The sequence below is a fragment of the Streptomyces sp. NBC_01190 genome (assembly GCF_045039895.1).
In the GTDB taxonomy this organism is placed as follows: Bacteria; Actinomycetota; Actinomycetes; order Streptomycetales; family Streptomycetaceae; genus Actinacidiphila.
Genome location: NZ_CP108580.1, coordinates 6530342 through 6556140 on the forward strand (window position 1 = coordinate 6530342; position 25799 = coordinate 6556140).

Sequence of the window (25799 nt, forward strand, 5' to 3'; positions counted from 1 at the left end):
CCCCGCCTCGGCTCCCGCCCGGCCCCGACCCGCGCGCGGACCGGCCCTGGATGCCCGTCTCCGGGATGCGTGACGCCCTGCCCTGTGCGGAGATGGGTACATGCCGAAGCAGACCGTCGCCGAGCAGTTCATCGACATTCTCGTCAGCGCGGGTGTGAAGCGCCTGTACGGGGTGGTGGGCGACAGCCTCAACCCGGTGGTCGACGCGGTGCGCCGACAGCGTGCCATCGAGTGGGTGCACGTACGGCACGAGGAGGTCGCGGCCTTCGCGGCCGGCGCCGAGGCCCAGCTCACCGGGCGGCTCGCGGCCTGCGCCGGCTCGTGCGGCCCCGGCAACCTGCATCTGATCAATGGTCTGTTCGACGCGCACCGCTCCTTCGCCCCGGTGCTCGCGCTCGCCTCGCACATCCCCAGCAGCGAGATCGGTACGACCTACTTCCAGGAGACGCACCCGGACCGGCTGTTCCAGGAGTGCAGCCACTACAGCGAGCTGATCTCCAACGCCCAGCAGATGCCGCGCGTGCTCCAGACCGCGATCCAGCACGCGGTGGGCCGGGGCGGAGTCTCGGTGATCAGCCTGCCGGGTGACGTCGCCGCCCACGAGGCGCCGCGGGGCAGCATCCAGCACGCCCTGGTCACCCGCCGCCCCACCGTCCGCCCCGGCGACGCGGAGATCGCCGAGCTGGCCCGGCTGGTCGACCGGGCCCAGCGCGTCACCCTCTTCTGCGGCAGCGGTACGGCCGGGGCGCACGACGAGGTGATGGCGTTCGCCGAACGGGTCAAGGCACCGGTCGGGCACGCGCTGCGGGGCAAGGAGTGGATCCAGTTCGACAACCCGTACGACGTGGGTATGAGCGGACTGCTCGGCTACGGCGCCGCCTACGAGGCCATGCACGAGTGCGATCTGCTGATCCTGCTGGGTACCGACTTCCCGTACAACGCCTTCCTGCCCGACGACGTGACGATCGTCCAGGTCGATGTGCGGGCCGAACACCTTGGCCGCCGCTCGAAGTTGGACCTGGCGGTGTGGGGCGACGTACGGGAGACGCTGCGCTGTCTGACGCCCGCCGTGCGGGAGAAGTCCGACCGGCGCTTCCTGCACCGGATGCTGAAGAAGCACAGCGAGATCCTGGACGGCGTGGTGAAGGCGTACACCCGGAAGGTGGAGAAGCATCTGCCGATCCACCCCGAGTACGTCGCCTCGGTGCTCGACGAAGAGGCCGCGGACGACGCGGTGTTCACCGTGGACACCGGGATGTGCAACGTGTGGGCGGCGCGCTATCTGACGCCCAACGGCAAGCGCCGGGTGATCGGATCGTTCTCGCACGGCTCGATGGCGAACGCGCTGCCCCAGGCGATCGGCGCCCAGTTCCTCGACCGGCGGCGCCAGGTGGTCTCGATGTCGGGCGACGGCGGCTTCAGCATGCTGATGGGCGACTTCCTGACCCTGGTCCAGTACGAACTCCCGGTCAAGATCGTGCTGTTCAACAACTCCGCGCTCGGCATGGTCGAGTTGGAGATGATGGTCGAGGGGCTGCCGGCGTACGGCACCACCAACATCAATCCGGACTTCGCCGCGATCGCCCGCGCGGCCGGCGCGTACGGGGTGCGGGTGGAGAAGCCCAAGGACGTGCGGGGCGCGCTGCGGGACGCCTTCCGGCACAAGGGCCCGGCGCTGGTGGACGTGGTCACCGATCCCAACGCGCTGTCGATTCCGCCGAAGATCACCGGTGAGCAGATCGGCGGGTTCGCGCTGTCGGTGGGCAAGGTGGTGCTGGACGGCGGGGTCGGCAAGATGGTGCAGCTCGCCCGCTCCAACCTGCGCAACGTACCGCGCCCGTGACAGGTGTCACGGGCGCGGCGGTCGTCACCCGGCTCTCACCGGGTCACCGGGTCACCGGCTCTCCCGGCTCTCCCGGCTCTCCGGCCCCGGCTCAGTCGGTGATCAGGTCGAACTCCTCCCACGGCCCGATGGAGGTGCGGTTGGCGATCAGCGGTGACGCGCCCGCGTTGTCCGCGGTCACGTAGTCGCCGTTGATCCGCGACTGGAGGCTGACGCTGCCGTCGCTGTTGTGGATCAGCAGGAACTGCTCCCAGGTGCCGACCGCGGTGACCTTGGCCAGCAGGGGCGCGGCGCCGGCGTTGTCCGCGGTGACGTACAGGTTGTTGGCGTGCGCCCGCAGGGCGATGTAGCCGCCGCCCTGGTCGATCTCGTCGAAGCTCTCCCACGGCCCGATGGCGGTGCGGTTGGCGATCAGCGGGGAGGCGCCGGCGTTGTCGGCGGTCACGTAGTCGCCGTTGGCGTGCGCCTTCAGCGAGATCACCGGGGTGCCCGAGGGCGGCGTGGTGCTGCCGCCGTCGAGGCCGATCTGGACGTTGCCCAGGTGCTTGGCGGTGGTCGCCGGGGTGCCGGAGACCTGCGCGAAGGGCAGCGACGTGGTGAGGCTCGCGGTCCGCTCCACCAGGTAGCTCTGGCCGGAGCTGACCGGCACGCTCAGCGTGCCCGCGGTGGTCGGCGAGACCACGACCGCGTTGCTGGAACCGCCCACCACCTCGACCGACTGACCCGGCCAGGGGTTGCGGACCTGCATGGTCTGCGTCGATCCGGCCTGGATGGCCACGGTCACCGGAGTGCCGCCCTGGACCTGGACATCGACCTTGGTGTTGCCCTGCACCGAGACCGTGCCGCTGACGTCCCAGCCGGACGGCCAGGCCGGCGCGATCCGCAGCAGACCGTCGTAGTCCTGCACCAGCGCCTCGTCGAGCGCGGTGGCCACTCCCGAGACCTGCTCGATGTACCCCTCGGTGCCCACCGTGTTGCCGAGGTCCGACAGACCGTTGATGTAGACCTGGTGGCTCTGTGTGATGGAGACCAGCTTGGCCGCCACCTCACTGGACAGCCCGAGCCGGGCCGCGTCGATGGCGTCCATGCTCCAGTCGTTGCCGCCGTTCACCGCGCGGTGGTTGTAGGTGCGCACCGCCAGGTCCTTGAGCGCACCGGGGTTGTCGGTGATCAGGTTCCACGGCCAGACCGGTTCGAGGTCGATGTTCTCGCTGTTGCGGATCTGCGCGGTCGGCTGGTACGAGTACGCGATGATGTCGTTGCCGGACGAGTCCGCGGAGGCCGGCAGCACCTGGGTGCGGCTGAAGTCGGTGCGCGCCCAGTCCGGGATCTGCGGGATCGCGGTGTTGAGCTGGCTGATCAGCGAGGTGTCGCCGGTGTTGAGCAGTTGGGCCGCCTTGATCACCACCGGGAAGAGCGCGGAGTCCGCGGTCAGGTCGGTGGTCGGGTCCTGGACCGCCCACTGGGTCTCGTGCGCGTTGGCGACCGCGTGCAGCTTCCCGTCCGAGCCGACCTTCTGGTAGGCGAGCAGGAAGACCGCCGAGTCCTTCATCAACGGGTAGTACGTGCGCAGGAAGTTGAGATCACCGGTGTCCTGGTACTGCTGCCACACGTAGAGGCTGATCTCCGGGCCGGAACTGATGTCCAGCGCGTTCCAGTTGGGGCTGCCCGGCTGGCTGCACGCCGCGTTGGCGCCCGCACCCGGGTCGCCGCCGTTGCCGTTGAAGCGCATCACCTCGGGGACGCAGGCTCCCGGCAGACCGCCCATCTGCTGCTTGGTCCAGGCCTCGATGGCGGACAGGTTGTTCTGGTAGAGATTGAAGATCGGGATGTTGAGCGCGAAGTTGCCGCTGCTCATGTTGGCCGAGATCTGGGTGCGCAGGTTCCACAGCCAGGTCGCCGAGGGCGTCCAGCTCTGGTGGTCCTGACCGAAGTTGAACATGTCGGCGACACCGGCCTGGCTGCCCGGAATGGTGCCGCGCATCGAGGCACCCTCCATGAACAGGTACAGGGTGCGCAGTGTCTCCATGTACTGGGCCTGGCCGTCGGACGAGTTGGCCTCCAGCACGCCGCTGCTGGCCCAGTAGTTGGCCCACCACGACTGCTGGGAGGAGAGCAGCGACGACTCGGCGGCGGTGGCGTCGGAACCGAGCAGGTTCGACGCGGTGGTCGCGGCGTTGCCGCCGGTCCAGGTGGGCGCGCCCACGATGACCCGGAAGCTGCCGTCGGTGTTCGGCGTGAAGGTGGTCTTCACCTGCGTGGAGTTGACCACCGAGGACGCCACGCTCCGGCCGCCGGCGGTGATCGCGGCCAGCGAGCCGAAGGTGCGTCCCGAGTTGCCCGCCTCCTGGTTGTCCACCCAGGTCTCGGCGAGGGTGCCGGTGGCGCCGGACACCGCGGCGGTGGGGTGGCGGCCGGACCACAGGCTGACGGTCGCGCTCTGCTGGGTGCTGGGGTTGGCGCCGGTGACGTCGACGATCAGCTCGTCCTTGGTGGCCGAGACCCACGCCTTGAGCGTCATACCGCCGCCGGACTCGTTGAGCACCCCGGTGTATACGTCCAGCGAACCCTTGAAGTCGCCGGCGCTGGTGAGGGTGGAAAGACCCGGGATCTGCACCTGGCCTGGCGACAGCCGGCCGGGCAGCGTGTCGGCCCGGTTGAGCTGTGCGGTGAAGCCGCCGGCCGCCCAGGCGGCCACGCCGAGCGAGCCGTTGCCCAGCGGCAGCGACTGGGCGGCGGCCGTGTTCGCCTTGCCCAGCACGATGTTGGAGCGGCGGATCACATTGGGGGTGTCGACGTGGAAACTACCGCTCTGCCAGGCGGTCGTGGTGGTGGCCGCCGAGGCGGTCTGGGACACCACGGGTACGAGCAGACCGGCGGTGAGAAGTGCGGCAGCGGCCAAAACGGGTGGTCGGACCATTCGGCGGCTTCCGAATGTGCGGTGCGGTGCGGGCACGGCCCCTCCCGAGGCGACGGGACAGCTGACGGAGAGCTGACGGACAACAAACACAGAGAACACAGAGAACACAGAGAACACAGAGAACCGAGGGAACAGAGGGGTGGCACAGGGGGCGCCAGGCGGCGCAACATCCGCGAAACACAGGGGATGAGTGCGCCACACAGTGGCCGCCGTGACCGGTCATGTCAAGTCTTCGACCCCGATACATCGGAGGTATTGGCCGACTTGACGCTGTGTTCCTCTGAGTCGGTCTGAGCCGTTCTGAGTAGGTCTGTGTTGGTCTGAGTTCGTCTGAACCAGCTTCAGGCGGGGGCGACTTCCGGCCCACATGACTGGACCTGTGCGGGGTGGGCATTCCTATCGACAGGGGAAAGGATCCGGCGCGCGACGGGGGAAGCAGACGGACATCACGGGGCACTGTTTTCGGCACGCGGTACGACCGGCCGACCTTCCCGCCGTGTCCGAGACACGCGGCCTGCTGCGCGAGCGGTTGCGGCGCTGGGGCGTGACGGGACTCTCCGACACGGCGGAACTGCTCGCCACCGAACTCCTCACCAACGCGCTCCAGCACACCGGCGGCGGCGCCGTCCTCACCGCCACGCTGGCCGCCGGCGCCGGCCCGGATGCCGGCCCTGATCTCGGCCCCGGGCCCGGCCCCGGTCCTGGTTCCGGGCCGCGCCTGCGGGTGGAGGTCCAGGATTCGCTGGCCGGCCGGCCGCGGCTGCCGCCGCCCGGAGCGGTCGCCCGAGCGCTCGAGCCCGGCGAACACAGCACCTCGGGGCGGGGGTTGCTCCTGGTCCAGGTGCTCGCCGACGCCTGGGGCGCCCAGCCGTGCGGCACCGGCAAAGTGGTGTGGTTCGAACTCTGCGCGGATCCAGCGGGTCCGGCGGCCCCGGCCGATATCACGGACACCACGGGCATCGGGGTCGCCACGGATGCCACGGTCGCCATGGACGCCATAGACACGGCCTGACCGTACGACGTCGAGGACCCGACACGAAGGCGGCGTGTCGCCCGGGGGGAGATCGCCCTCCCCGCCGGCGGACACGCCGCCCTCGCCCTCGCCGTCTCAGCCCCGGCGGCGGCTGATCAGCCGAACTGCCGCTCCAGGTCCTGGAGTTTGCGCTCCAGCGAGTCCAGCCGCGGCAGGGTCATCGTGTCGTCCTCCGCCGTCAGGTCGACGGTGAAGGGCGACGCCGCAGAGGCCGCTGTGGTCACTTCGGCCGCTTCCGCTTCTTCCCGCACCGGCTGGAGCGCCGGCCGCGCCCGCACCGGGAGTTCACCGGCCGGGAGATCCGCCGAGGCTCCTATGGCAGGCTCCGATACGGCTTGCCCGCCGCCTGCCGCGCTCGCCGCGGGCAGCTCCACCTGACGCCCGCCCCGGCCGCCACGCGGCCACGGCCGGTGCTGCCGGTTGTAGGCCTTGATCCGGGCCCGCTCCAAGCGGTCGTGGTCACGGCGGCGCAGGGCGTTGTGCTCGCGCTGCCGCTTGTCCTCCCGGACCTCCTCGACCGCCTCGTCGAGCGAGCGCACGTTCTCCAGCAGCATCAGCGACCAGGCGCCGTAGGTCTCACGCGGCGCGCGCAGCCAGCGCACCATCCGGATCTGCGGCAACGGACGGGGCACCAGGCCCTGTTCGCGCAACGCGGCCCGGCGGGTCTGCTTCAGCGCGCGGTCGAAGAGCACCGCCGCGGACAGCGACATGCCGGCGAAGAACTGCGGGGCGCCCGCGTGGTCGATGCCGCGCGGCGCGTGCACCCAGTTGAACCAGGCGGCCGCACCCGCGAAGAGCCAGACCAGCATGCGCGAGCCGAGCGCCGCGTCGCCGTGGCTGGCCTCACGGACGGCCAGCACGGAGCAGAACATGGCCGCGCCGTCGAGGCCGAAGGGCACCAGGTACTCCCAGCCGCCGGTCAGCCCGAGGTTCTCCTGACCGAAGCCGACCAGACCGTGGAAGGAGAGGGCCGCGGCGACCGCGGCGCAGCAGAAGAGCAGGACGTAGGACGCGCTGCCGTAGATCGCCTCCTTGCGGCGACGGCGTTCCTCGCTGCGCTCCCACGAGTCACCCTGCGTGTCCGTACCGGAACCACGGTGGTTGCGGAACACGACGGCGCAGCCAATGAGAACGAGCAGGCCGACGGCGCCCGAGATCGTCCAGTCCAGCGATATGGCGTCAAATCTCATGTGTGCGAATCCTCGTGTCGCTTCCGTCGCGCTCGGGCCGATTACGACCGACATCATTGCGAAGAGCGCGGATACGTGCGGGCGTTATGGCACAAGAGCACGCTTACGGTTCAGATGCTCGAACTCTCGTGCCAGGACTGCTGAGTTGAGCGAGATCGTAGCGTGAGCGGTCAGGCCGCCGACGCCCGGCGGTCGATTGGGTCCGGATTGGTACCCCGAGGACAGCCGACACAGGTGCTGGTGGGGCTGATGGTATAAAAGAGGCAACATGTCTGGCGCGTACGGGCCCAACCACCGTTGCCGTTGAGGTGATCTGACGGTGTGTCGGATGTCATTTCCCCGGTGTGCCGCCCGGCGAAGCCGGCCCCGCCGGCGAAGGGAGCCGCACCGTCCGGCAGCAACGCCGAGAGTTCGGCGACCGCCCGGTCCTCCTCGCCCAGCAACCGCCCGACGTGCCAGAGCCCTTGGGTGATCTCATCGGTCGCCATCCGCCACAGCGCCACCGGTCCGCGCCGCGACAGCGGCCGGAACGCGCCCAGTACGGGGGCGAGATGCTCCGTCAAGGCATCCCGCAGCTCCGTCCGCAGCGCCGCTTCGTCCGGTACGGTCCGCGCGCCGGGCAGCCGCGCCGCCGGATCGCCGGGCAGACAGGTGAAGGCCCTGAGCCGTACGGTCATCCGGCCGCTCGCCGCGTGTGCGGAGACATCGCCCACCGGCAGCCGCGGCACCCGGCGGCGCAGAAACCAGGGCGCGGTGAAGAGCAGGCAGGCGGGCCAAAGATAGCGGTGCAGCGCCAGGGTCGCGGCCACGTCGGGCCGCGGCGCCCTGCCGTACTCGCCGGCCATCCGGGCGGTCTCCCGGGCGACGAAGGCGGCCGTGCGGGGGCCGCCCTCGGCGAGTTCACCGGCGGTGGTCCACCCGGCGCCGGTACGGGGATCGGCCGCGCTCACCACCAGCCCCGGGTGGACAGCGGTGACGCGGGCGTAACAGGAAGTGATCACAGGCATGGTAAGGCTTACCTTAGGCACTGGACCAGGGGTTTAACCTAACCGCAGTGCGCCGGTCGGGTGACGGCCGGCCGGAGCGTTCGATCGGCGTACGGGCCGGCCGGCCGAGCAGACCGGGCCGGGAGAGTCGGCACCAGCCGGCAGCAATCGGCAGCAATCGGAAGAGCCGTACCAGCCCGCCGGGAACCGGCGGAGCGCGGACGACAGCGAGCGAAGGGGAGGACCCGGTGGACGGAGCCGCGCGCACCCGGGTCCCGGACCCGTGCGAGGCCGCCGAGGACGGCGCTCTCATCGAGGGGGGCATGCCGCCGCGGCGGATGCCGGAGCGGCTCTCGGTACGGGACCAGGTGCTGGGCGCGCTGCGCGGCGAGATCCTCGGCGGGGAGCTGAAACCGGGCTCCGTGCACTCCGCGCCCGCGCTGGCCGCCCGCTACGCGGTGTCGGCCACGCCGGTCAGGGAGGCGATGCAACTGCTCGCCCGCGAGGGTGTCGTCCAGGTGCTGCCGAACCGGGGCTTCCGGATCTCCGAACGCACCGCGCGCGACCTCGCGGAGCTGGCCGAGGTACGGGCCCTGCTGGAGGTGCCGGTGGTACTGGCACTCGCCCGCAGTGTCCCGTCCGACCGCTGGGAGGCGCTGCGCCCGCTCGCCGAGGCGACGGTGGCCGCGGCCGCGGTCGGGAACCGGGCCGGATACGCCGAGTCCGACCGGGCCTTCCACCGCGCGCTGCTGGAGTTCTCCGGCAACCTCCAACTCGTCGCGGTCGCCGACGAACTCCACCGCCGCGCCCAGTGGCCACTGTCCGCCGCGCCCCACCCGCGGCGGCCGACCGGCCAGGGCGCGCTCCTCGCCGACGCCACCGAGCACCGGGTACTGCTCGAAGCCCTCATCGCCGGCGACATCCTGACCGTCGAGTCGCTGGCCCGCGAGCACTTCCGCGGCTCCACCTGGCGCTGACACCGGTCGCCGACCGGGCGGCCCCCCTCGGCGACCGCGCCCCCGCCCTCGGAAACCCGGCTCTCGGACTCCCCGCGCCCGGCCCTTCCGGCCCCCTGACCAACCGACCGACCGGCCGGGTGTGCGGGGGTGCGGCTCGGGGGGCCGCCGGGCCCTCCGCCCTCGGGAAGTCACGCCCAGCGGTCGCCGCCTTCCCCCCGTCAATCGGTGAATTCCGCCGCCAGCCAGACCGGGACACCGTTCAGCAACGCGTAGAGCCGGGTCGCCTCGGCGTGCAGACGCTCCGCGGTCTCCTCCGACTCGACGTCGGCCAGCGCGAGCAGGGCGGGGGCGACGCCGACGAGGTGGCCCAGCGAGACCCGGATGCGCAGCGACTCGGCGAAACCGTGCCTGGCCTCCGCCAGCTCGCCCTCGGCGGCGGCCAGACCGGCCAGGTGGCGCCAGGTGAAGGAGGTGAGGAAGGTGTCCCCGTGGGCTACCGCGCCCGCGTGCGCCCGACGGTAGGCGGCCCGCGCGGCGGCCGGGTTGGCGGCGATGTTCTCGGCGACCAGGCCGCGCCGGAAGTCCAGCAGCGGCCGGGCCGGGGAGCCGGGGGAGAGCAAGGCCGCACTGCGTCCGAAAGCGGAGCGCGCCTCGTCGGCGCGGTCCCGCACCGAGAAGAGGGTGGCCCCGTAGGCGAGATAGCCGCGCTCGGAGGCCGCCGCGCCGCGCTCCTCGTCGGTGCCGGCCAGCGCCTCCGCGGTGCGCAGCGCGTCTTCCGCCTCCGCCCAGCCGGCGAGCTGGTAGAAGCAGCCTTCGACCAGGAGTTCCGCCCTGCTCAGGGCCGCCCGGGCATCGTCGTCGCAGAAGGGCGCGAGCAGCGCCGCCCCCTCGGCCCAACAGCCGCGCGCCCGCAGCCGCCAGACATCGGGTACCCCGACCACAGATTCCGACAGGGCGGTGTCCGCCACGATCTCCCCCAAGCGCGTCTTCGAACTGGTTTGAGGCCGTACCTCTGGACGTGCGGCACTTGTGCGGTGGTGCGGGCGGCCGACGGCGGGTTGTCCCGGAGATGTCCGCCAGTTGACAGCCAGTGGCGGAAGTCCAGCACGCGGAGGGCATCCGCGCCAAGGGGTCGGAGATCACTTCTTGTGAATGGGATCACTAATGACGGCAAACGACATGTTGCGACCGGTGCTGTATAGCCGGGGCAGCACTCCGTACCGGCCGGTAGGGGGTCAACTCATGCGCAAGGCCAGCAGAAAGTCCAATTTGTCCGCCAATTTGGCGAGGTCACGCCCTGTCAACTGTTCGATACGCCCGATCCGGTAGCGCAGCGTGTTGACGTGGAGGTGCAGCCGGGTCGCGCAGCGGGTCCACGACCCGTCGCACTCGAGGAACGCCTCAAGGGTCGGGATCAGATCGGCGCGATGCCGCCGGTCGTAGGCCCGCAGCGGGTCGAGCAGCCGTGCGGTGAAGGCGCGCCGCACGTCGTCGGGGACGAACGGCAGCAGCAGCACGTGCGAGGCCAGCTCCTCGTGTCCCGAGACGCACACCGGGCCGGGCCGGGCCGCCGCCACCCGCCGGGCGTGCCTGGCCTCCTCCAGCGCGCCGCGCAGCCCCTCCGGCGAGTCCACCGCCCCACTGATCCCGACGGTCAGCCGGCCGCCCTCCCCGAGCCCCCCGGCGACCGGCCCGCGCACCACCGCGAGCAGCCGCTGGGCGGTCAGCGCCATGGGGTCGTCGGCGGCGCCCCGTTCGGTGTCCGTCCCGGCCGGCGCGCCGCCCGGGCCCATCGCGGCACCGACACCGACACCGGCGCCCGCACGGCGGTCGGTGCCGGGTGGACCGGTCGGCTGCCCGATCCCCGGACGGCCGCCGACCGGGACGGCGTCCCGCTGGGCGGCCGCCCCGTCCGTACGGCCCGGCTCGTCGGCCGCCCAGGGATCGGCGGGGCCCGCGGGGGGCAGCGGCACCAGCGCCATCGCCTCGTCGTCGGTCCAGGCGACCGCGATCCGGTCCTCGGCGGCCGGGCCCGGTCCGGCCGGTCCAGACGGTCCGGCCGGTTCGGCCGGTTCGGCCGGTTCGGCCGGTTCGGCCGGTCCGGCGAGCGCCTCCTCCAGCACCGCCCGCGCCGCCGGTCCCGCCGCCGCTCCGCCCTCCGCCCACTCCACCCGGGCCAGCACGATCTGCCAGCGCGGCGCCGAGGTGAGACCCGGCACCAGCACCGAGGCCGCCATCCGCAACCGGGCGCCGATCTCACTGGACGACGCGCCGGTCCGCAGCAGTTCGAAGACCTCGGCGGCGAGCCGCCGCCGGACCGTGCGGGCCGCGTCGCGCCGGTCCCGTTCGACCGCGATGAGCTGGGTCACGCCCCACAGCAGATCGAGCCGCTCGGCCGGCCACTCGCCCGCGTCGGCCGCCACCGCGAGGAACCAGTCGGACAGCACGCCGACCCGTGCGTCCGAGGTGTCCGGGGCGGCACCGCCGGCCCGGACCGGGAAGAGCGAGTACGTACCGCAGCCCCGCACGGCCACCCGGTGCGGCGCCGGGCGGCCGGTCCGGGTCGCGGTCTGCTGGGCGCCGGCCAGTTCGGCGCGGATCCCGGCCGGCAGCGGCCGGTCCGAGCCGCCGATCTCCCGGCCGGTGGCCGACAGCACCCACGCCCGCAGGTCCAGATCGCTGCCGAGCAGGTCGAGCACCACGTCGGGGCCGCCGCCGGAGGGCCCGGACGACATCAGCCTGCGGTGCCGGTCGACCACCGCGGCCAGGTCCCCGGCCCGCTTGCCTGACACCTGCCGGACCACGTATTCGGTGACGGTGGCGAAGGCGACCCGCTCGTCCACCGCGAACAGCGGCAGCCGGTGGCGGGCGCAGGCCGCCACCAGATCGTCGGGGATGGCGCGCACACCCGCCTCGCCGGCCGCGAGGGCGGCCACCCCGGCGCCGGCCAGGATGCGGACGAAGGGTTCGGCGTCATCCGGGCCGTGGCGCCAGGCGAGGCCGGTCAGGACGAGTTCGCCGCCGGTGAGATAGCGGCTCGGATCCCGTAGATCCGTGGTCATGACGCCGCGTACCGTACGGTCGAGCTCCTCTTCGCCGCCGAGCAGGCGAAGACCCAGAGCCTGGGTGTCAAGCAGTGCGCGCAGCCGCATCGTCGTCGCCTTGTCGTCGGCCCGGGGCCGTAGGTGCACGTGTCTCCGGGCGCTCCGGGTGGATGGCACCCTTTGGTCGGGCATGGTCGGGCATGGTCGGGCATGGTCGGGGATGGTCGGGCGTTGATCGGGTTGGTCGGGCGCGTCGGCCGGTGGGCCGACAGGCCGTCCACCAGGGTGACCGCGGGGTTTTTCCGGCAGGGTTCCGTCCGGGTTCCGTCGGCGTTCCATGAACGTTCCATCGGGGTTGCCGGTGGGCTGCCGGGAGGTTTCCGCGCGGGTGCTGTCGGAGGAATCTACAAGACCCGCCGGCCCGGCCGCCCGATGCTTCAGGGCTTCGGTGACTGCACCCGAACGGCCGCACAGCCCTGTACTGGGGACCTTCCCTGTGCCTGGCTGGACAGTGGACCGACCCGCCCCGCGGGGTCTTGGACCCCGCGCGGGGTCCAAGACCCCGCGGAACCCAGCGACCGGCCGGCGCCGCGGCCACGACCCGGCAGGAGGTGAGCCACCGTGCTGGACATCGCCGAGGAGCTGCGTGAGTGGTGCGCACGCGGCCGGCCGTTCGCGGTCGCGACCGTCGTCGCGATCGGCGGCAGCGCCCCCCGGTCGCCGGGCGCCGCCCTCGCCGTCGACGAGGAGGGCACGACGATCGGCAGCGTGTCGGGCGGGTGTGTGGAGAGCGCGGTCTACGAGCTGTGCCAGCAGGCGCTGGGCGGCGGTCCCGAGACCCGGCTGGAACGGTTCGGCTACTCGGATGAGGACGCCTTCGCGGTCGGCCTGACCTGCGGCGGCGAGATCGACATCTTCGTCCAGCGGATCGACCCGGCGACCCGGCCCGAGCTGGTACGGGCGCTCGCCGCGACCCGCTCGGGGCAGGCGACGGCGCTCGCCCGGATCGTCGCCGGACCGCCGGGCCTGCTCGGCCGGGCCCTGCTGGTCCGGGCGGACGGTACGGCGGGAAGCACGGTGAGCGGCGGGGTGAACGCCGCGGTCGATGATGCGGTTGATGACGCGGAAGGCGTGATGGCCGCGGCGGTGGATGAGGCGGTGGATGACGCGGGTGATGACGCGGGGGAGGGCTCGCTCGGCGACGCCGAACGGGACCGGACGGCGGCCGGCGAGGCGCGGGCGATGCTCGCGGCCGGCCGTACCGGCACCGTGGCGATCGGCGCCGACGGCGGTCGCCGCGGGGCACCGCTCATGCTGCTGGTCGAGACGAGCAGGCCGCCGGCCAGGCTGCTGGTGTTCGGCGCCATCGACTTCGCCGCCGCCCTGACCAGCGCGGGAAAGCTCCTCGGCTACCGGGTGACGGTCTGCGACGCACGGCCGGTGTTCGCCACCGCCCGGCGCTTCCCCGACGCCGACGAGGTGGTCGTGGACTGGCCGCACCGTTGTCTCGACGCCGAGGCCGGGGCGGGCCGGCTGGACGGACGCACGGCGATCTGCGTCCTCACCCACGACCCGAAGTTCGACGTGCCGCTGCTGGCGCGGGCGTTGCGCCTGCCGGTCGGCTACGTCGGCGCCATGGGCTCACGCCGCACCCACGTCGACCGGCTCGACCGGCTGCGGGAAGCGGGTCTGACCGAACTCGACCTGGCCCGGCTGCACTCGCCGATCGGCCTCGACCTGGGCGCCCGCACCCCGGCGGAGACCGCGCTCTCCATCGCCGCGGAGATCGTCGCCCACCGCCACGGCGGCAGCGGCAGACCGCTGACCGGCGCGCTGACCCCGATCCACCGGGACGCCGACCCGGCGCTGCCCAGGCGACTGGGCACCCCGGCGGCTTAGGCCGCCGCACCGTACGGACAGGCGCGGGGTGCCCGTGCCCAGCGCCCGTGCTCAGTGCCCGTGCCCAGTGCTCCAAGTGCCCCGGTGCCGAGTCCCTCGCGCCGCGGACCGGGCCTGTCAGCCCCTGCCTCTACGGTGAGGCCATGCCCGCCACTCCGCTGGACCGCCGCACCCTCAACCGCACCCTGCTGCGCCGCCAATCCCTGCTGACCAGGTCCGGCATGGGTGCCGAGGAAGCCGTCGCGCACCTGATAGGGCTCCAGTCGCAGGTGCCCGGCTCGCCCTACCCGGGGCTGTGGAGCAGGCTGGAGGGCTTCACCTTCGACCGGTTGAGCACGCTGCTCACCCGGCGGCGGGTGGTCCGCGTGGTGGCGATGCGGGGCACCGTGCATCTCGTGACGGCCGCGGACGCGCTCCGGCTGCACCCCTGGCTCCGGGCCAAGTTCGAGCGGGACCTGCGCTCCTCCCGCTGGGCGCCGGGCATCGTCGGCGTCGACCGGGACGCGCTGGTCGCCCACGGGCGGCGCCTGCTGGCCGAACGGCCCCTCGGGCCGGCCGAGTTGCGGGTCGCGCTCGGCGGACGTTTCCCCGCCAGCGACCCGGAGTCACTGGCCACCGCGCTGCGCGCCTGGGCGCCGCTGGTGCAGATCCCGCCACGCGGGATATGGGGGGCGAGCGGGGGCCCGCGGTACGCGTTCCTTGACGAGTGGGTCGGCGCGCCACTGGCCGAGGACCCCCGGCCGGCCGACCTGGTCCGCCGCTACCTGGCGGCGTACGGCCCCGCCACCCCGGCCGACGCGCAGAAGTGGTCCGGTCTCACCGGTCTCAAGGAACTCTTCGACCGGCTCGACCTCGTCACCTACCCGGCCGGTCCTGGCGCGTCCGGCCGGACGCTCTACGACCTGCCGGACGCGCCGCTCGCCGACGGGGCGGCGCCGGTGCCCGCCCGCTTCGTCGCCGACTTCGACAATCTCGTCCTGTCGCACGCCGACCGCACCCGCGTCCTCGGCGATGTGCCGAAGACGCGGGTGATCACGGTCAACGGGCTCGTCCGCGGCACCGTGCTGATCGACGGATTCGTCGGCGGCGTCTGGCGGTTCGAGCGGGCGAAGGGCCGGGCGGCGGTGGTCGTCAGCCCTTTCGCCGCGCTGGGGACCGCCGACCGGGACACCCTCGCCGAGGAGGGCGCCCGGCTGCTGGCGGCGTCCGATCCGGGCGCGGAGTTCACGCAGGTACGCTTCGAGGCCCCCTGAGCGGTGCCACCGGGCGGCCGCCCGGTTCAGCTCGCCGCTTCGAACGCCCGTCCCGCCGCGGTCTCCACCGGTCCGCTGTGGAAGAGCCCGCTGCTCGGCTTGGAGTCGTCGGCCGGCAGCCCGAACCAGGCGTACCGCTGGAGGTACGACAGCCCGTCGAGCATCTTCGTGGCGGAGGTGACGAAGGCGGACTGCTGCTGGTCGGTCGGGAAGCGCGTCCCGTTGGAGAAGTCGATCAGCGCGAACTCGGTCAGCCAGATCGGCTTGTGGTAGCGGTTGTAGACCGCCTGGAGATACGACTTGAGCTGGGCGACCGCGTTCGGTGTGGTGAAGTCGCCGCCGTACCAGTGCAGCGCGATGAAATCGACGCGGTAGCCCTTCGACCGCGCGCCTGACATGAAGCGATCGAGCCAGCCGCCGGCCGTGTCACCGCCGTACGCCACCGCCGGGCTGCCCAGGATCTTGCCGGTGGACATCAGCTTCGGCCACAGCGACAGCGCCTGGTCCACCGTCATGTTCGCCTGGCCGCCCATGTCGGGCTCGTTGAAGCCCAGCAGATAGGGTCCGGCCTGCTTCGCCTGGGCCAGGGTGGTGGCGTCGGTGCTGCCCGAGCCCCAGATCATCGGCACGAAGCCGGGGCCGCTGATGCCGCTGTGCGTCGTCGACCAGGTGTAGTACCAGCCGGCGCCGGAGCGTTGCAGCGCGGTGTTGACGCCGTTGAAGGACCACACGCCGACCCCCTTGCGCACCGAGGACACCGGCGCCGCGGGCGGCGCCGCCGGGACGGCCGGGGGCTTGGCCGGGGCGTGGGTGGTGGGCTTCGCCGGCGTCGGCTTGTGCGTCGGCGGAGTCTTCTTCGGGGTCGGCGTCTTCGACGGGGTCGTCGGGGGCGGTGTGGTGGTGACCGGCGAGGTCACCGAAGGACGCGGGCTGACGGCGGCGTGCGCGGTGGGCGCGGTGTTCCCGGCTGACAGGTGCACGGCGAGCAGCGCGCCGGCCGCGATGGCCGCGACGGCGCCCATCGCGGCGGCCGGACCGCCGAAGGGGCCGCGCAGCAGCCTCGGCCGGGCCCGGCGCGCGCCATGGGCTCCTCGCCGCGCACCGCTCCGCGCGAGGGGTTCGCGGGGGTGCGGAGCGGTGCGCGGGGCCGCTGCGGGTGCGGCCGGGGGGGAGGGTACGGGGGACGCCGCGGCGTGCGCGGGCATCGGGGCCAGGCCCGGGTGGGGCATGGTGAACGGGAAGCCGACCGGGACCGGGAGCATCGGCAGACCGCTGAGCAGGCGGTCCATCGGCAGCAGCACACCGCCGACGCGGCCGCAGGCCTCGCAGCCCCGGATGTGGCGGGCGAACCGCTTGCGCCACAGCGGACTGGGCACGCCGTTCCAGCCGGCCGCGAGCTGGTGCAGCCCCTGGCACTGCTCGGCGGCGCCGAGCGCCCGCACCACGGTGCGGGACGTCTCCAACTGCTCCTTCATCCGCTGGACCTTCACCGCCGCGTGCTGCCGGCTGAGCCCCAGCGCGCCGGCCAGCTCGGAGCGGCCGATGTCACCGGTCTCCTCCAGCCACCACAGCGCCAGCAGCGTACGGTCGTCCGGGTCCAGCCAGCGGGTGGCCTCGGCGATCTCCCGGCGCTGGTCGGTGAGGCCGAGCCGCAGGATGGTCACCGAGGCGAAGTCCGAGGCCGGGTCCGGTATCAGTTCGGCGGCGTCCAGCGCGGTCTGCTGGTGCCAGGAGGCCTTGCGGGCCTGCTCCCTGTCGCGTACCTGCCGGACGGCTATCGCCACCAGCCAGGAGCGGAACGCCGCCGGATCGCGCAGCTCGCCGAGCCCGCGCACCACCCGCAGCAGCGTCTCCTGCACCACGTCGTCCACATCGTCGTGCCCGTCGAGCGCCCGGCCGACGATGTTGTAGACCAGCGGAAGGCACTCCGCGACCAGCAGATCCAGCGCCCGCTGATCGCCTGCTCGTGCCGCGACCACCATTCCGGGGTCCGGACCGACCCGATCGCCTGCGCGCATCACAGCCCCATCTCGTCTCTGTTCTCTGCCCTTGAACAGGAGACGGTGCCATGACCTGCGGATAACAGAAACTCCGGGGCGCCGGTGCGGGCCGCCCGCCCTCCCGGGCCCGGGAGGGCGGGCGGCGCCGGCCGCGCCGGTCAGCTCGAGGGAACGGTGTCCTTGAAGGCGGTACCGGCGCTGCGCAGCCCGGAGACCGCGGACTGGACCTGCGCCGGGGTCAGCACCTGGTCCTTGACGAAGTACACGTAGTCCACCTGCTCGTTGTACGAGCGGGAGGTGGTGCCGGTCTGCCCGGCCAGGTCGATCAGCCAGTGGTTGAAGTCGATGAACTGGCCGCCCTCGGGCAGGTAGGGCTCCCCGTGGGTGGCCACCACCTGGCCGTCGATGTAATACGTGATGCTGGTGTTGTCGATGGTGATCTGGAGGTTGTGCCAGCCGTCGAAGCTGCCGTACTGCTGGCCGTGGGTGTTGACCGCGTTCCACGGGTCCGGGTTGTACGTCTCCCAGGACGTCTCGTACATGATGTTCTGCGTCTCGCCCCAGCCGCCGTTGGGCAGGTACTCGAAGTCCTGCTCGCTGTAGTTCGGGTCCATCGGCGCGTTGAGCGGGGTGAAGGTGAAGAACGTCTGCACGATGTGGTCGCCGTCGGGGCCGCCGGTCGGGGTGTCGCCGAACTTTACCCGGGCCGCGTAGGTGCCGTTCTTGAACTTCTGCGCGCTGGTCTGGATCTCGGTCTCGCGGGTGCCGGCCGCGGTGCCGTCGGTGGTCAGCTTGAGGTTCATCACCTTGTTGGAGCCGTCGGCGACGAAGGTGAGATCCCCGGGCGCCCAGGTGGCGCCCGCCACACCGGGGCCGCCCTGGCCGGACTTGACGGTCCAGCCGTGCTGCTGGATCGCGGCGTCCGCGCCGGTGTTGTAGGTGAAGTCGTCGAAGAGCGTGGCCCCGGTGGGGGTGCCACCGCCGCCGCCCGGCGGGCTGGTCGGGGGAGTGGTGGGCGGTGTGGTGGGCGGTGTCGGGTCGTTGCCCGCCGGGGCGGTGCCCCAGACCACCGAACCGCTGTCCTGCACCGTCACCTTCGACCAGTTGGCGTAGGCGGTCTGGGCGCCGTTGAAGGAGTAGTCGTCGGACTGGGTGAGGGTCTGCCAGTCGGCGCGGTAGAAGCGCAGTTGCAGATCACCGGTGTTCTGGCCCGGCGTGAGCGAGCCGGCGCCCGAGGTGAAGCCGACCTCCAGATAGCGGTCCGCGGTCGCCGTCGGGTTGGCGAGCGTGCCGAAGGTGCCGGTGACGTTGGCGCAGCCCTTGACCGCCCACGAACACGCGAAGCGGTAACTGACGCTCGGGCCGTCGGACCTGAAGTAGTAGCGCACGGTGAGCCGGCTCAACGGCACCGTGGTGCTCCCGGTGTTGGTGAGCTCGAGCCACGGCTCCACCTGGTCCGCGGTGGCCCCGGACGCGCTCGTACGGTACTGGGCGGTGATCGAGTCCTGCGCCGCGGACGCGGGCAGCGCGGTGAGCGCGGCGCAGGCGAGGCCGGCGGCGGTGCACACCGCCATGGCGGCGCGCACCCTGGTGGGTACGCGGAACTTTCCTGACACGGTGATCCCTTTCAACAGTGGGGTTTTCCGGGGAATTCAGTGAGAGGTGGCGCGGGGGAGCGGATCGGCGCGCGGGTGCGCGGTGATCCGCCGGGTGACGCCCAGCGCCGCGAGGCGGGCCTCGTGGTGCCGGAGCGCCGGAAGGAAGTCGTCGGCCCAGCGGCTGGCCGGGTTCCACGCCCGGTCGGCGAGCGCGCACATCCGGGGGAAGGCCAGGTATTCGAGCTGTTCCCGGGTGCGGGCGAACTCGGTCCACAACTGGGCCTGGGTGCCGAGGACACGGGCCGCGGCGGCCGGTTCCCAGGACGGCGGCGCCGCGTCCGCGCCGTGCACGGCCCGCAGATCGACCACCGCGCCCGCCTGGCCGAGCGGTTCCGCCGGGTCGTCGGACTGCGGGTAGTCGAGATAAGTGGTCAGGTGCGGCGTCATGACCACGTCGTGGCCAAGGCGCGCGGCGGACAGCCCGTGGCCGGCGTCCCGCCACGGCATCACGGTGAACTCGGCCGGCAGCGTGCCCTCGTCCTCCGCCCAGCACAGCGGTTTGCGCCCGGCTTCCAGCAGGAAGGCGCCCATCCGGCCGAGGAACCAGCCGTGCAGCGCCCTGGGCGCCGCAAGGCCGAACTCGGCGGCGCGCGCGACCGCCCGCGGGCTGTTCTCCCACTCGACGACCGGGCACTCGTCGCCGCCGAGGTGCACATACGGCGAGGGGAAGACGTCCAGCACCTCGCCGAGCACGGTCCGGCAGAAATCCAGCACCTCGTCGTGGACGCCGAGGATGTTCTCGCACACACCCCACTCGGTCCACACATCGAGCCGCCGCGCGGGGACGTTGCCCAGCTCCGGATATGCGGCGAGCGCCGCCCTGGCATGTCCGGGCATCTCGATCTCCGGTACGACGGTGACGCCGCGCTCGGCCGCGTAGCCGACCAGTGAGCGCAGTTCGACGGCCGTGTAGGAGCCCGCCTGCGGCTCGTCGTCGAACCTGCCGCTGCCGGCCTGGCCCAGCATCGAGCGGGCCCGCACCCCGCCCACCTCGGTGAGCAGCGGATAGGCCGCCACCGGCATCCGCCAGCCCTGGTCGTCGGTGAGGTGGAGATGGAGCACGTTCAGTTTGTGCAGGGCCAGCAGATCCACGAACCGCCGCAGGTACGAAACCGGTTGGAAGCGCCGGGCGACATCGAGCAGCACGCCCCGCCAGCCGAACCGCGGCACATCGGTGATCTCCACGCACGGCATCCGCCACCGCACCCCGGCCACCGGCCGCTTCGACAGCGCCTCGGGCGGCAGGAGCTGGCGGATCGTCTGGATCCCGCGCAGCAGTCCGTCAGAACCGGCCGCCCGCAGCAGCACCTCGTCCGGGCCGACGGTCAGCCGGTAGCCCTCGGTGCCGAGACCGGGGAGTCGCGGATCGAGGGCCAGCACCACCCGGCCGGCCGGGGACGGCCGCAGCGGGAGCGCGGTGCCCGGCGCCAGCAGCGTACGCAGCAGCCGGCCCGCCGGCGCCGCACGGCCCTCGGCCCGTACCGCCGTGTTCTCGTCGAAGGTGAACTCGCCGGGGAGCCGGGCGAGATGGGTGGGACGCGGAATGATCACAGCGGTGTCTCCTGGAAGCCGAGGGGGCGGCAGGCGGGGGGACGACGGCGGAACTTACCACTTGGCAACTGGTATGGTGCTGGTGAGAGAAGGTGGCATAGACCAGTGGGGTCGTCAAGGGGTGGCGCGGAGCGGGCCGCCCCGTTCGTACACCGCTACGGGACAGCGGTGTTACCGGGAATTCGGCCCGACCGAAGCGCGGGACCGGCCGAGCCCCGCCGCTGCGTGCCTGGTGAGGTGGTCAGGCCGGTACTGGCGTACTGGTCAGCAGACCGCTAACCTCGACCGGACAGCACCGCCGCGGAAAGGGACCAGGTCATGGAGAAGGAGCCGTCGCGCTCGGCGCTGAAACGCGAACGGGTCCGCGACCATCTGATGGAGCTGGTGGAGTCCCGCTCACCGGGCGACCCGATCCCCTCCGAGCGTGTCCTGTGCGAGCAACTCGGCGTCTCCCGGCCCACGTTGCGCTCCGCAGTGGACGAACTCGTCACCACCGGGCTGCTGGTCCGTGAGCACGGCCGCGGCATGTTCGTCGCCCGCGCCAAGATCACCCAGGAGTTGGTGCCCGACGCCAGCACCCACCGGTTGCCGCAGGCGTCGGGGAGTTGGGCCAGCCGCGTACTGGAGTTCAGCACCGTCCAGGCCGGCGCCCGGGTCGGCCGCAAGCTGCGCATCTCGCCGGCCGAGCGGATCACCTACATCGCCCGGCTCCGCACCGTCGACGGCGAGCCCATGGCCATCGAGTACCTGCACGTCCCGGCCGCCCTCGTCCCCGGGCTCACCCCGGAGGACATGGAGGCGGGCGACTTCTACGACGTGCTGCGCGACCGGCACGGGGTCCGGGTCCACGAGGCCGTCCAGTCGATCGAGCCGACCGTCACCAACGAGGAGGAGGCCCGCCTCATCGGCGTGCCCGTCCTCTCCCCTGCCCTGCTCTTTGAACGCCTGACCAGGGACGACGCCGGCCGCCCCGTGGAGTACGTGCACTCCGTCTACCGGGGGGACCGCTACCGCATCGTCTCCCGGCTGGCCCTCGGCGACGCGCCCCGCGCCGCCCCCGCCGCGCCCTTCGCCGGCGCCGGCCACCATCCCGGCATCCCGCCGGGCGATCTGGCCGGGCGCGGCGACGTCATGGCGCTGATGGTCGGGGACGTACAGCCCGCCGGGTGAGCGCGGTGCCGGCGGCCGGACGGAACCGGGTGGCCACGCGCTGTCCGGTGGCTGGGCGGCGCGCCTGCGGAGTGCTACGGCCGGGTTACCGTTGCCGCATGCACGCAAGCCCACAGCGGCCGTCCGCCGACGAGCCGATCGACGGCGGACACGCCGTCGGGTCTGCCGCCGACCCGGCGCCCGGCCTGCCGCTCGCCACGCCATCCGATGAGGACCCCGAAGGGGCGGCTGGCGCCGGGCGCCCTCCGTCGGCGGGCCGGGCGGCGCTGTACGTGCCGGTCAGACGCGGTCCCGCGGGGGCGGTGGTGCGGCTGTGGCGTACCCCGTTCGGCACCAGGACCGCGGTCGCGTTCACCAGTGACCAGCGGCTGCGCTCGGTGCTCGGACCCACCCATCCCTGGATCCGGCTCTCGGAGGCCGCGCTGCGCCGGCTCGCCGAACCGCTGGGCGCGCTCCATCTGACCGTCGACCCACTGCTGACCGCCCGGCCGCCGGCCGCCCCGACCACCACCGAGCCGGCCGCTCCGACCGTGTCGACGACGCCGACAGCGCCGACGGAACCGGTCCAGCCCACCGAGCCGGCCCGGTCCGTCGAGTCCGCCGCTCCCCCGGCCGGCGGCCACGGCGCGCCCGACCGGCAGCAGTCGGCGACCACCACCCCGTAGCCGCCGTCCCCGCACTTCGGCCGTTCCGATCGAGATCGGCCGAGCCGGCCACCGGGGGTGGGTGGTTGCCCCGCGGCCCCGTCCGCCGCGCACCGGGAAGCCTTCCCGGGCCCCGTCAGGGGCGCGGGGAACTGCGCGAGCAACCCACCACCGGCCGGCAGCCGGGGATGGGCCGATCCGTTACGGACGGGGGCCGCCGGGGTACCCCCGGCGAGGCGTATCACCCGATCGGACGGTGGGGGGCGGGAAGGGCGGCGGCATCCGGCCGGAACCGGGTGGCCACCTGCGCGGTGCGCGGTGGACAGGGGCAACCACCCACTCCGGTGGCCGGCTCGGCTGGTTGAGCAGGTCAGAGCCAGTCGTCGTCGTAGCGCCAGTCACTCATCAAGGTGAGGACGCGGCGGCCGAGTTCGGTGAGCACGGAGTCCACCTCGGCGGCCTGGCCCTCGTCCGCCGGCGCGGCCAGCAGGGCCGTCTCGATCCGGACCGCGGCGTCGAGCCGTGACTGGCCGTCGGCGTAGGTGTCGATCAGCAGCGAGACATCCCGCCGTACCTCGCGCCACCGGTCCTCGGGCAGCAGCCGGGTGAGGTCGCGCAGCCGCTCGGCGATGGCCCGCAGTGGACGCGGGCGCGCTCGCTTCCGGCCGGCCGGCGGCCCTGGCGGCCCCGGTGGGCCCGATGTGTTCGCGAGCGTCCCGCGGCCGCCGGCCGACGTCGTGCCGCCCCGCGACGAGCGGCGCTTCTCGGCCAGGGCGGTCGCCGCCGCGGCCCCTTCGGCCAGTGAGGCGAACCCGGGCTCGATCCGTACCCGCTCGAAGACCGTCCGCAGGCCGTCCCCGATCGTGGCACCGTCCCAGCCGCGTAAGGAGAGCTGCCCGGCGTGGCCCGCCCCGTCCCAGTACAGGAGGACGGGAAGGGCCGAGAGCCGGACCCCGTCCACCGCGTCGACCACCATCTGGAGTGTCCGCAGCGCGGTGTACGCGTCGTCCTCGCCGAGCAACTGCTCGAAGTTGGGGTGGATGTCGCAGAGCCCGGCCGACATCCCGTCGAGCGCGCTCCACTGCTCGACGAGATAGGACGCGAGCGCCCGGTCCTCGCTCGAGTACAGGAACAGCGCGTGCAGCGGTGCGTCGCGCAGCCGACGCAGCGGATCGCGCGCCAACTGCCGTACCCGCAGCGCGCCGAAGCGCTCGAAGCGGCGCACCCGGTCGTAGTCGTCGGCGGGCACCGCGGTGTCGAGCAGCAGTGACAGGCTCCGCTCCCACAGGTCCACCCGGTGGTAGAGCGGCTTGCGGCCGCTCTCCGCGTCGAACTCCGCCGCCAGGGTGAGCAGTCGCTCCCTCGGCTGGTTGACCACGGACTCGATCTCCGGGTGCGTCGTCGTCAACCACTCCAGGAAGGCGAGCATCTCGTGCCCCGGCACCGGGTTCATCGGTACGCGCTCCCGTCCTCGATCTGACTCGATTGGCTTGAACGACTCGAACGGCTCGAACGCGTTCTACCGTATCGGCACGATTACCCTTCGTGTACCCGGAACGGAACACGCCGTCGCGGGAGTTCGGCGGCCGGTCCGGCGGTGACGGAGGGCGCGGGACGCACCCGGATAGACCGGGAGGCGTCCGGACAGAGCGGAACGCGCTGGGACGCGCTGGGACGCGCCGTCAGCGCCGGCCGCTACGCCGGGCGGTCGCTGACCGCCGCGGGCGACGGGAAGTCGTAGCGGACCGCGGTCAGCGCCTGGGAGACCTCCCACAGGCGGACGGCGGTGGCGCGGTGCCGGGCGCGCGGGGCGGGGGTGACGACGGCCGGGGCGCCGCGGAGTCCGGCGGCGCCGCGCGGGCCCAGGAAGGTCGCGCCGGGCAGCCCGGGATGCGTGGCGGCGCAGAGCGTGGGGAGCGCGCCGGTCAGCGGGCGTACCGCGAGCACCGCGCCCGGCAGCGCGAACAGGCCGCGGACCAGCGGGGGCTGTCCGGCGGTGAAGAGCGAGGTGGCGGCGTAACCGGGGTGGACCGCGTACGCCCGCAGGGCCAGGCCGGCGGCGCCCGCCCGGCGGTCGAGTTCCGCGGTGAAGAGCAGGTTGGCCAGCTTGGAGTTCCCGTACGCCCGCAGCCGCCCCCAGCGCCGCTTGGACTGGAGGTCGCGGAAGTCCAGCCGGCCCAGGGCGTGGGCGGCGCTGCTGACGGTGACCACCCGGGCGGCCGTGGCCGCCGCCAGCACGGGCAGCAGCCGGCCGGTCAGCGCGAAGTGCCCGAGGTGGTTGGTGCCGAACTGCGACTCGAAGCCGTCCGTCGTGGTGCTCCGCCGGGTCGTCATGATCCCGGCGTTGTTGATCAGCAGGTCGAGCGCCGGGTACTCGTCCAGGAAGCGGTCGGCGAAGTCCGCCACGGACGCCAGGTCGGCGAGATCGAGCCGGTGCACGTCCACCCGGGAGCCGGGCGCCGCCCGCCGGATGTCAGCCGCCGCGGCGGCGCCGCGCCCGGTGCTGCGGACCGCGAGCACCACATCGGCGCCCGCCCTGGCCAGTTCGCGGGCGGTGGCGAGCCCGAGTCCGGTGTTGCCGCCGGTGACGACGGCGAGCCTGCCGCCGAGGCCGGGGATCCGGTGCGGGCCCCAGTCCCCGGGTATGGGGCAGGCGGTGTCGAAGAGCGGTGCGTCGGTGCTGTCGGACGACATGACGGCCTCTCGTGGACTACCGGGTCCGTGCCGTGATGCCGCCGGGCGACCGGCATCCTGCGGCGGGTTGTCGACCGCCGGGCGGTGCGGCGGCCGGAGAGCGGTTGCGGTCCTGCACGGGCGGTGCTATGTCCTGGGTTCAGGGTCGCCGCGCCGCCGGATCGGTGTCAAGGTCCGGCGGGTATTCCCCGTTTATCCCCCGTTCTATCCCCTGTTCCGGCAACTCCACCGCGGGGTCGCGCCGTTGATGGCCAGTCCCGCGCCGTCGGTGCGCCAGCCGAGCCGCCAGTGGAAGGCGGCGGCGTGCAACCTCGGTGCCGAGGTGGCCGGATCGAGCCACACACACCGGGACATGTAGGCGTGCACGGTCACCGCGACGCCCTGCCCCGGTGCCACATCGCCGAGTTCGCACCACAGGTCGGCCGGCGACCGGGCGTCCTGCCGGCTCAGACAGCGCCCGTCCGCGGAGCCGATGCCGTTGCCCCGCTGCCCGGTGTCGAGCAGCGCCCGGACGTCCTGGGCGGTGGTGCTCCCGGTGTTGACCACCATGAGGCTGAACTCGCCGTTCTCCTCTTGGGCGACCTCGGTGACCGGCGGGCTCACCGACCCGTCGAGGGCGAAGGCCGCCCGATCCGCCGGGCCGATCGGCGCCGGCAGGTAGCGGAGGTACGGCGTCCCCGCCGACCCGGTGTCCGAGGCCGCGGAGTCGCCCGCGCACCCCAACGGCAGCGCGGCGGCGAGCGCGAGGGCGCCGAGGATCCCGAGAGCGCGGACCGGCCCGCGCGATGGGCGGGTTCGAGGGCCGAAGCGCGGGTGCGGACGGGTGGTTGAGGGCGACGGCTGCATGGGCGGCCTTCCGTGGGGGGAGGGACGAGCGATTGCAGCAGCCTGTCGTGCCCGGCCCCCCGGTGGACGGAACCCGGCGGTGCGGGCCCGCCAAATGCACCCGCATGCC

At 73.0% G+C, this 25799-nt stretch carries 18 protein-coding genes; 7 read left to right on the top strand and 11 right to left on the bottom strand.

Features of this window, described 5'->3' with window-relative positions; genetic code table 11:
- Positions 1 to 100: 100 nt before the first annotated feature.
- Complete coding sequence (locus tag OG519_RS27400; RefSeq protein WP_405589198.1) at positions 101 to 1843, top strand: pyruvate dehydrogenase; 1743 nt, start codon at positions 101 to 103, stop codon at positions 1841 to 1843.
- Positions 1844 to 1934: 91 nt separating this feature from the next.
- Here OG519_RS27400 and OG519_RS27405 read toward each other — a convergent pair whose 3' ends face one another.
- Positions 1935 to 4703, bottom strand: a complete 2769-nt coding sequence (locus OG519_RS27405; protein ID WP_405589201.1) for a fascin domain-containing protein — start codon at positions 4701 to 4703, stop codon at positions 1935 to 1937.
- Positions 4704 to 5130: 427 nt separating this feature from the next.
- Here OG519_RS27405 and OG519_RS27410 point away from each other — a divergent pair, with 427 nt between their 5' ends.
- Entirely contained in the window at positions 5131 to 5775 is a 645-nt protein-coding gene (locus OG519_RS27410) for an ATP-binding protein (RefSeq protein ID WP_405589204.1), read from the top strand.
- 116 nt (positions 5776 to 5891) lie between these two features.
- Here the strand turns inward: OG519_RS27410 and OG519_RS27415 are convergent, their stop codons facing one another.
- Entirely contained in the window at positions 5892 to 6986 is a 1095-nt protein-coding gene (locus OG519_RS27415) for a DUF2637 domain-containing protein (protein ID WP_405589206.1), read from the bottom strand.
- Positions 6987 to 7156: 170 nt separating this feature from the next.
- On the bottom strand, positions 7157 to 7993 hold the full coding sequence (locus OG519_RS27420; protein WP_405589209.1) for a (2Fe-2S)-binding protein: 837 nt from the start codon (positions 7991 to 7993) through the stop codon (positions 7157 to 7159).
- A gap of 227 nt (positions 7994 to 8220) precedes the next feature.
- On the opposite strand from OG519_RS27420, the gene OG519_RS27425 reads away from it, so the two are divergent.
- On the top strand, positions 8221 to 8949 hold the full coding sequence (locus tag OG519_RS27425; protein ID WP_405589212.1) for a GntR family transcriptional regulator: 729 nt from the start codon (positions 8221 to 8223) through the stop codon (positions 8947 to 8949).
- 200 nt (positions 8950 to 9149) lie between these two features.
- On the opposite strand, the gene OG519_RS27430 is transcribed toward OG519_RS27425, so the two are convergent.
- Entirely contained in the window at positions 9150 to 9899 is a 750-nt protein-coding gene (locus OG519_RS27430) for a hypothetical protein (protein ID WP_405589215.1), read from the bottom strand.
- Between the two features lie 267 nt (positions 9900 to 10166).
- Positions 10167 to 12083: a PucR family transcriptional regulator gene (locus OG519_RS27435; RefSeq protein WP_405593051.1), complete on the bottom strand. Its 1917-nt coding sequence runs from the start codon at positions 12081 to 12083 to the stop codon at positions 10167 to 10169.
- Between the two features lie 513 nt (positions 12084 to 12596).
- On the opposite strand from OG519_RS27435, the gene OG519_RS27440 reads away from it, so the two are divergent.
- Together OG519_RS27440 and OG519_RS27445 are read left to right on the top strand one after the other, a co-directional pair.
- On the top strand, positions 12597 to 13874 hold the full coding sequence (locus tag OG519_RS27440; protein WP_405589218.1) for an XdhC family protein: 1278 nt from the start codon (positions 12597 to 12599) through the stop codon (positions 13872 to 13874).
- 143 nt (positions 13875 to 14017) lie between these two features.
- On the top strand, positions 14018 to 15127 hold the full coding sequence (locus OG519_RS27445; protein WP_405589221.1) for a winged helix DNA-binding domain-containing protein: 1110 nt from the start codon (positions 14018 to 14020) through the stop codon (positions 15125 to 15127).
- Between the two features lie 26 nt (positions 15128 to 15153).
- Here OG519_RS27445 and OG519_RS27450 read toward each other — a convergent pair whose 3' ends face one another.
- The 3 genes from OG519_RS27450 to OG519_RS27460 form a co-directional block, all read right to left on the bottom strand.
- A complete protein-coding gene (locus OG519_RS27450; protein WP_405589224.1) occupies positions 15154 to 17145 on the bottom strand; it encodes a sigma-70 family RNA polymerase sigma factor in 1992 nt (663 codons plus the stop codon).
- Between the two features lie 140 nt (positions 17146 to 17285).
- Complete coding sequence (locus OG519_RS27455; protein ID WP_405593053.1) at positions 17286 to 18701, bottom strand: cellulose binding domain-containing protein; 1416 nt, start codon at positions 18699 to 18701, stop codon at positions 17286 to 17288.
- A 78-nt stretch (positions 18702 to 18779) separates the two neighbouring features.
- Entirely contained in the window at positions 18780 to 20336 is a 1557-nt protein-coding gene (locus OG519_RS27460; protein WP_405589226.1) for a beta-N-acetylhexosaminidase, read from the bottom strand.
- Positions 20337 to 20654: 318 nt separating this feature from the next.
- Between OG519_RS27460 and OG519_RS27465 the strand changes: the two genes are divergently transcribed.
- Positions 20655 to 21506: a GntR family transcriptional regulator gene (locus OG519_RS27465; RefSeq protein WP_405589228.1), complete on the top strand. Its 852-nt coding sequence runs from the start codon at positions 20655 to 20657 to the stop codon at positions 21504 to 21506.
- A gap of 98 nt (positions 21507 to 21604) precedes the next feature.
- A complete protein-coding gene (locus OG519_RS27470) occupies positions 21605 to 22171 on the top strand; it encodes an SAV_915 family protein (RefSeq protein WP_405589231.1) in 567 nt (188 codons plus the stop codon).
- 349 nt (positions 22172 to 22520) lie between these two features.
- Here the strand turns inward: OG519_RS27470 and OG519_RS27475 are convergent, their stop codons facing one another.
- The 3 genes from OG519_RS27475 to OG519_RS27485 all read right to left on the bottom strand — a co-directional run bounded on the left by OG519_RS27475 (position 22521) and on the right by OG519_RS27485 (position 25690).
- Positions 22521 to 23603: a hypothetical protein gene (locus OG519_RS27475; RefSeq protein WP_405589233.1), complete on the bottom strand. Its 1083-nt coding sequence runs from the start codon at positions 23601 to 23603 to the stop codon at positions 22521 to 22523.
- 242 nt (positions 23604 to 23845) lie between these two features.
- A complete protein-coding gene (locus OG519_RS27480; RefSeq protein ID WP_405589236.1) occupies positions 23846 to 24844 on the bottom strand; it encodes an oxidoreductase in 999 nt (332 codons plus the stop codon).
- 204 nt (positions 24845 to 25048) lie between these two features.
- The gene (locus OG519_RS27485; RefSeq protein ID WP_405589239.1) at positions 25049 to 25690 is read right to left on the bottom strand and encodes a hypothetical protein; all 642 of its coding nucleotides are present in this window, start codon (positions 25688 to 25690) and stop codon (positions 25049 to 25051) included.
- Positions 25691 to 25799: the final 109 nt, after the last annotated feature.

What these genes read in the sequence shown, in the direction of transcription:
- OG519_RS27400 (WP_405589198.1), top strand. Translation starts at nt 101, where the DNA reads ATGCCGAAGCAGACCGTCGCCGAGCAGTTCATCGACATTCTCGTCAGC.
- OG519_RS27410 (WP_405589204.1), top strand. Translation starts at nt 5,131, where the DNA reads ATGACTGGACCTGTGCGGGGTGGGCATTCCTATCGACAGGGGAAAGGA.
- OG519_RS27415 (WP_405589206.1), bottom strand. Translation starts at nt 6,986, where the DNA reads ATGAGATTTGACGCCATATCGCTGGACTGGACGATCTCGGGCGCCGTC.
- OG519_RS27420 (WP_405589209.1), bottom strand. Translation starts at nt 7,993, where the DNA reads ATGCCTGTGATCACTTCCTGTTACGCCCGCGTCACCGCTGTCCACCCG.
- OG519_RS27435 (WP_405593051.1), bottom strand. Translation starts at nt 12,083, where the DNA reads ATGCGGCTGCGCGCACTGCTTGACACCCAGGCTCTGGGTCTTCGCCTG.
- OG519_RS27445 (WP_405589221.1), top strand. Translation starts at nt 14,018, where the DNA reads ATGCCCGCCACTCCGCTGGACCGCCGCACCCTCAACCGCACCCTGCTG.
- OG519_RS27450 (WP_405589224.1), bottom strand. Translation starts at nt 17,145, where the DNA reads ATGCGCGCAGGCGATCGGGTCGGTCCGGACCCCGGAATGGTGGTCGCG.
- OG519_RS27455 (WP_405593053.1), bottom strand. Translation starts at nt 18,701, where the DNA reads ATGGCGGTGTGCACCGCCGCCGGCCTCGCCTGCGCCGCGCTCACCGCG.
- OG519_RS27465 (WP_405589228.1), top strand. Translation starts at nt 20,655, where the DNA reads ATGGAGAAGGAGCCGTCGCGCTCGGCGCTGAAACGCGAACGGGTCCGC.
- OG519_RS27470 (WP_405589231.1), top strand. Translation starts at nt 21,605, where the DNA reads ATGCACGCAAGCCCACAGCGGCCGTCCGCCGACGAGCCGATCGACGGC.
- OG519_RS27475 (WP_405589233.1), bottom strand. Translation starts at nt 23,603, where the DNA reads ATGAACCCGGTGCCGGGGCACGAGATGCTCGCCTTCCTGGAGTGGTTG.
- OG519_RS27480 (WP_405589236.1), bottom strand. Translation starts at nt 24,844, where the DNA reads ATGTCGTCCGACAGCACCGACGCACCGCTCTTCGACACCGCCTGCCCC.
- OG519_RS27485 (WP_405589239.1), bottom strand. Translation starts at nt 25,690, where the DNA reads ATGCAGCCGTCGCCCTCAACCACCCGTCCGCACCCGCGCTTCGGCCCT.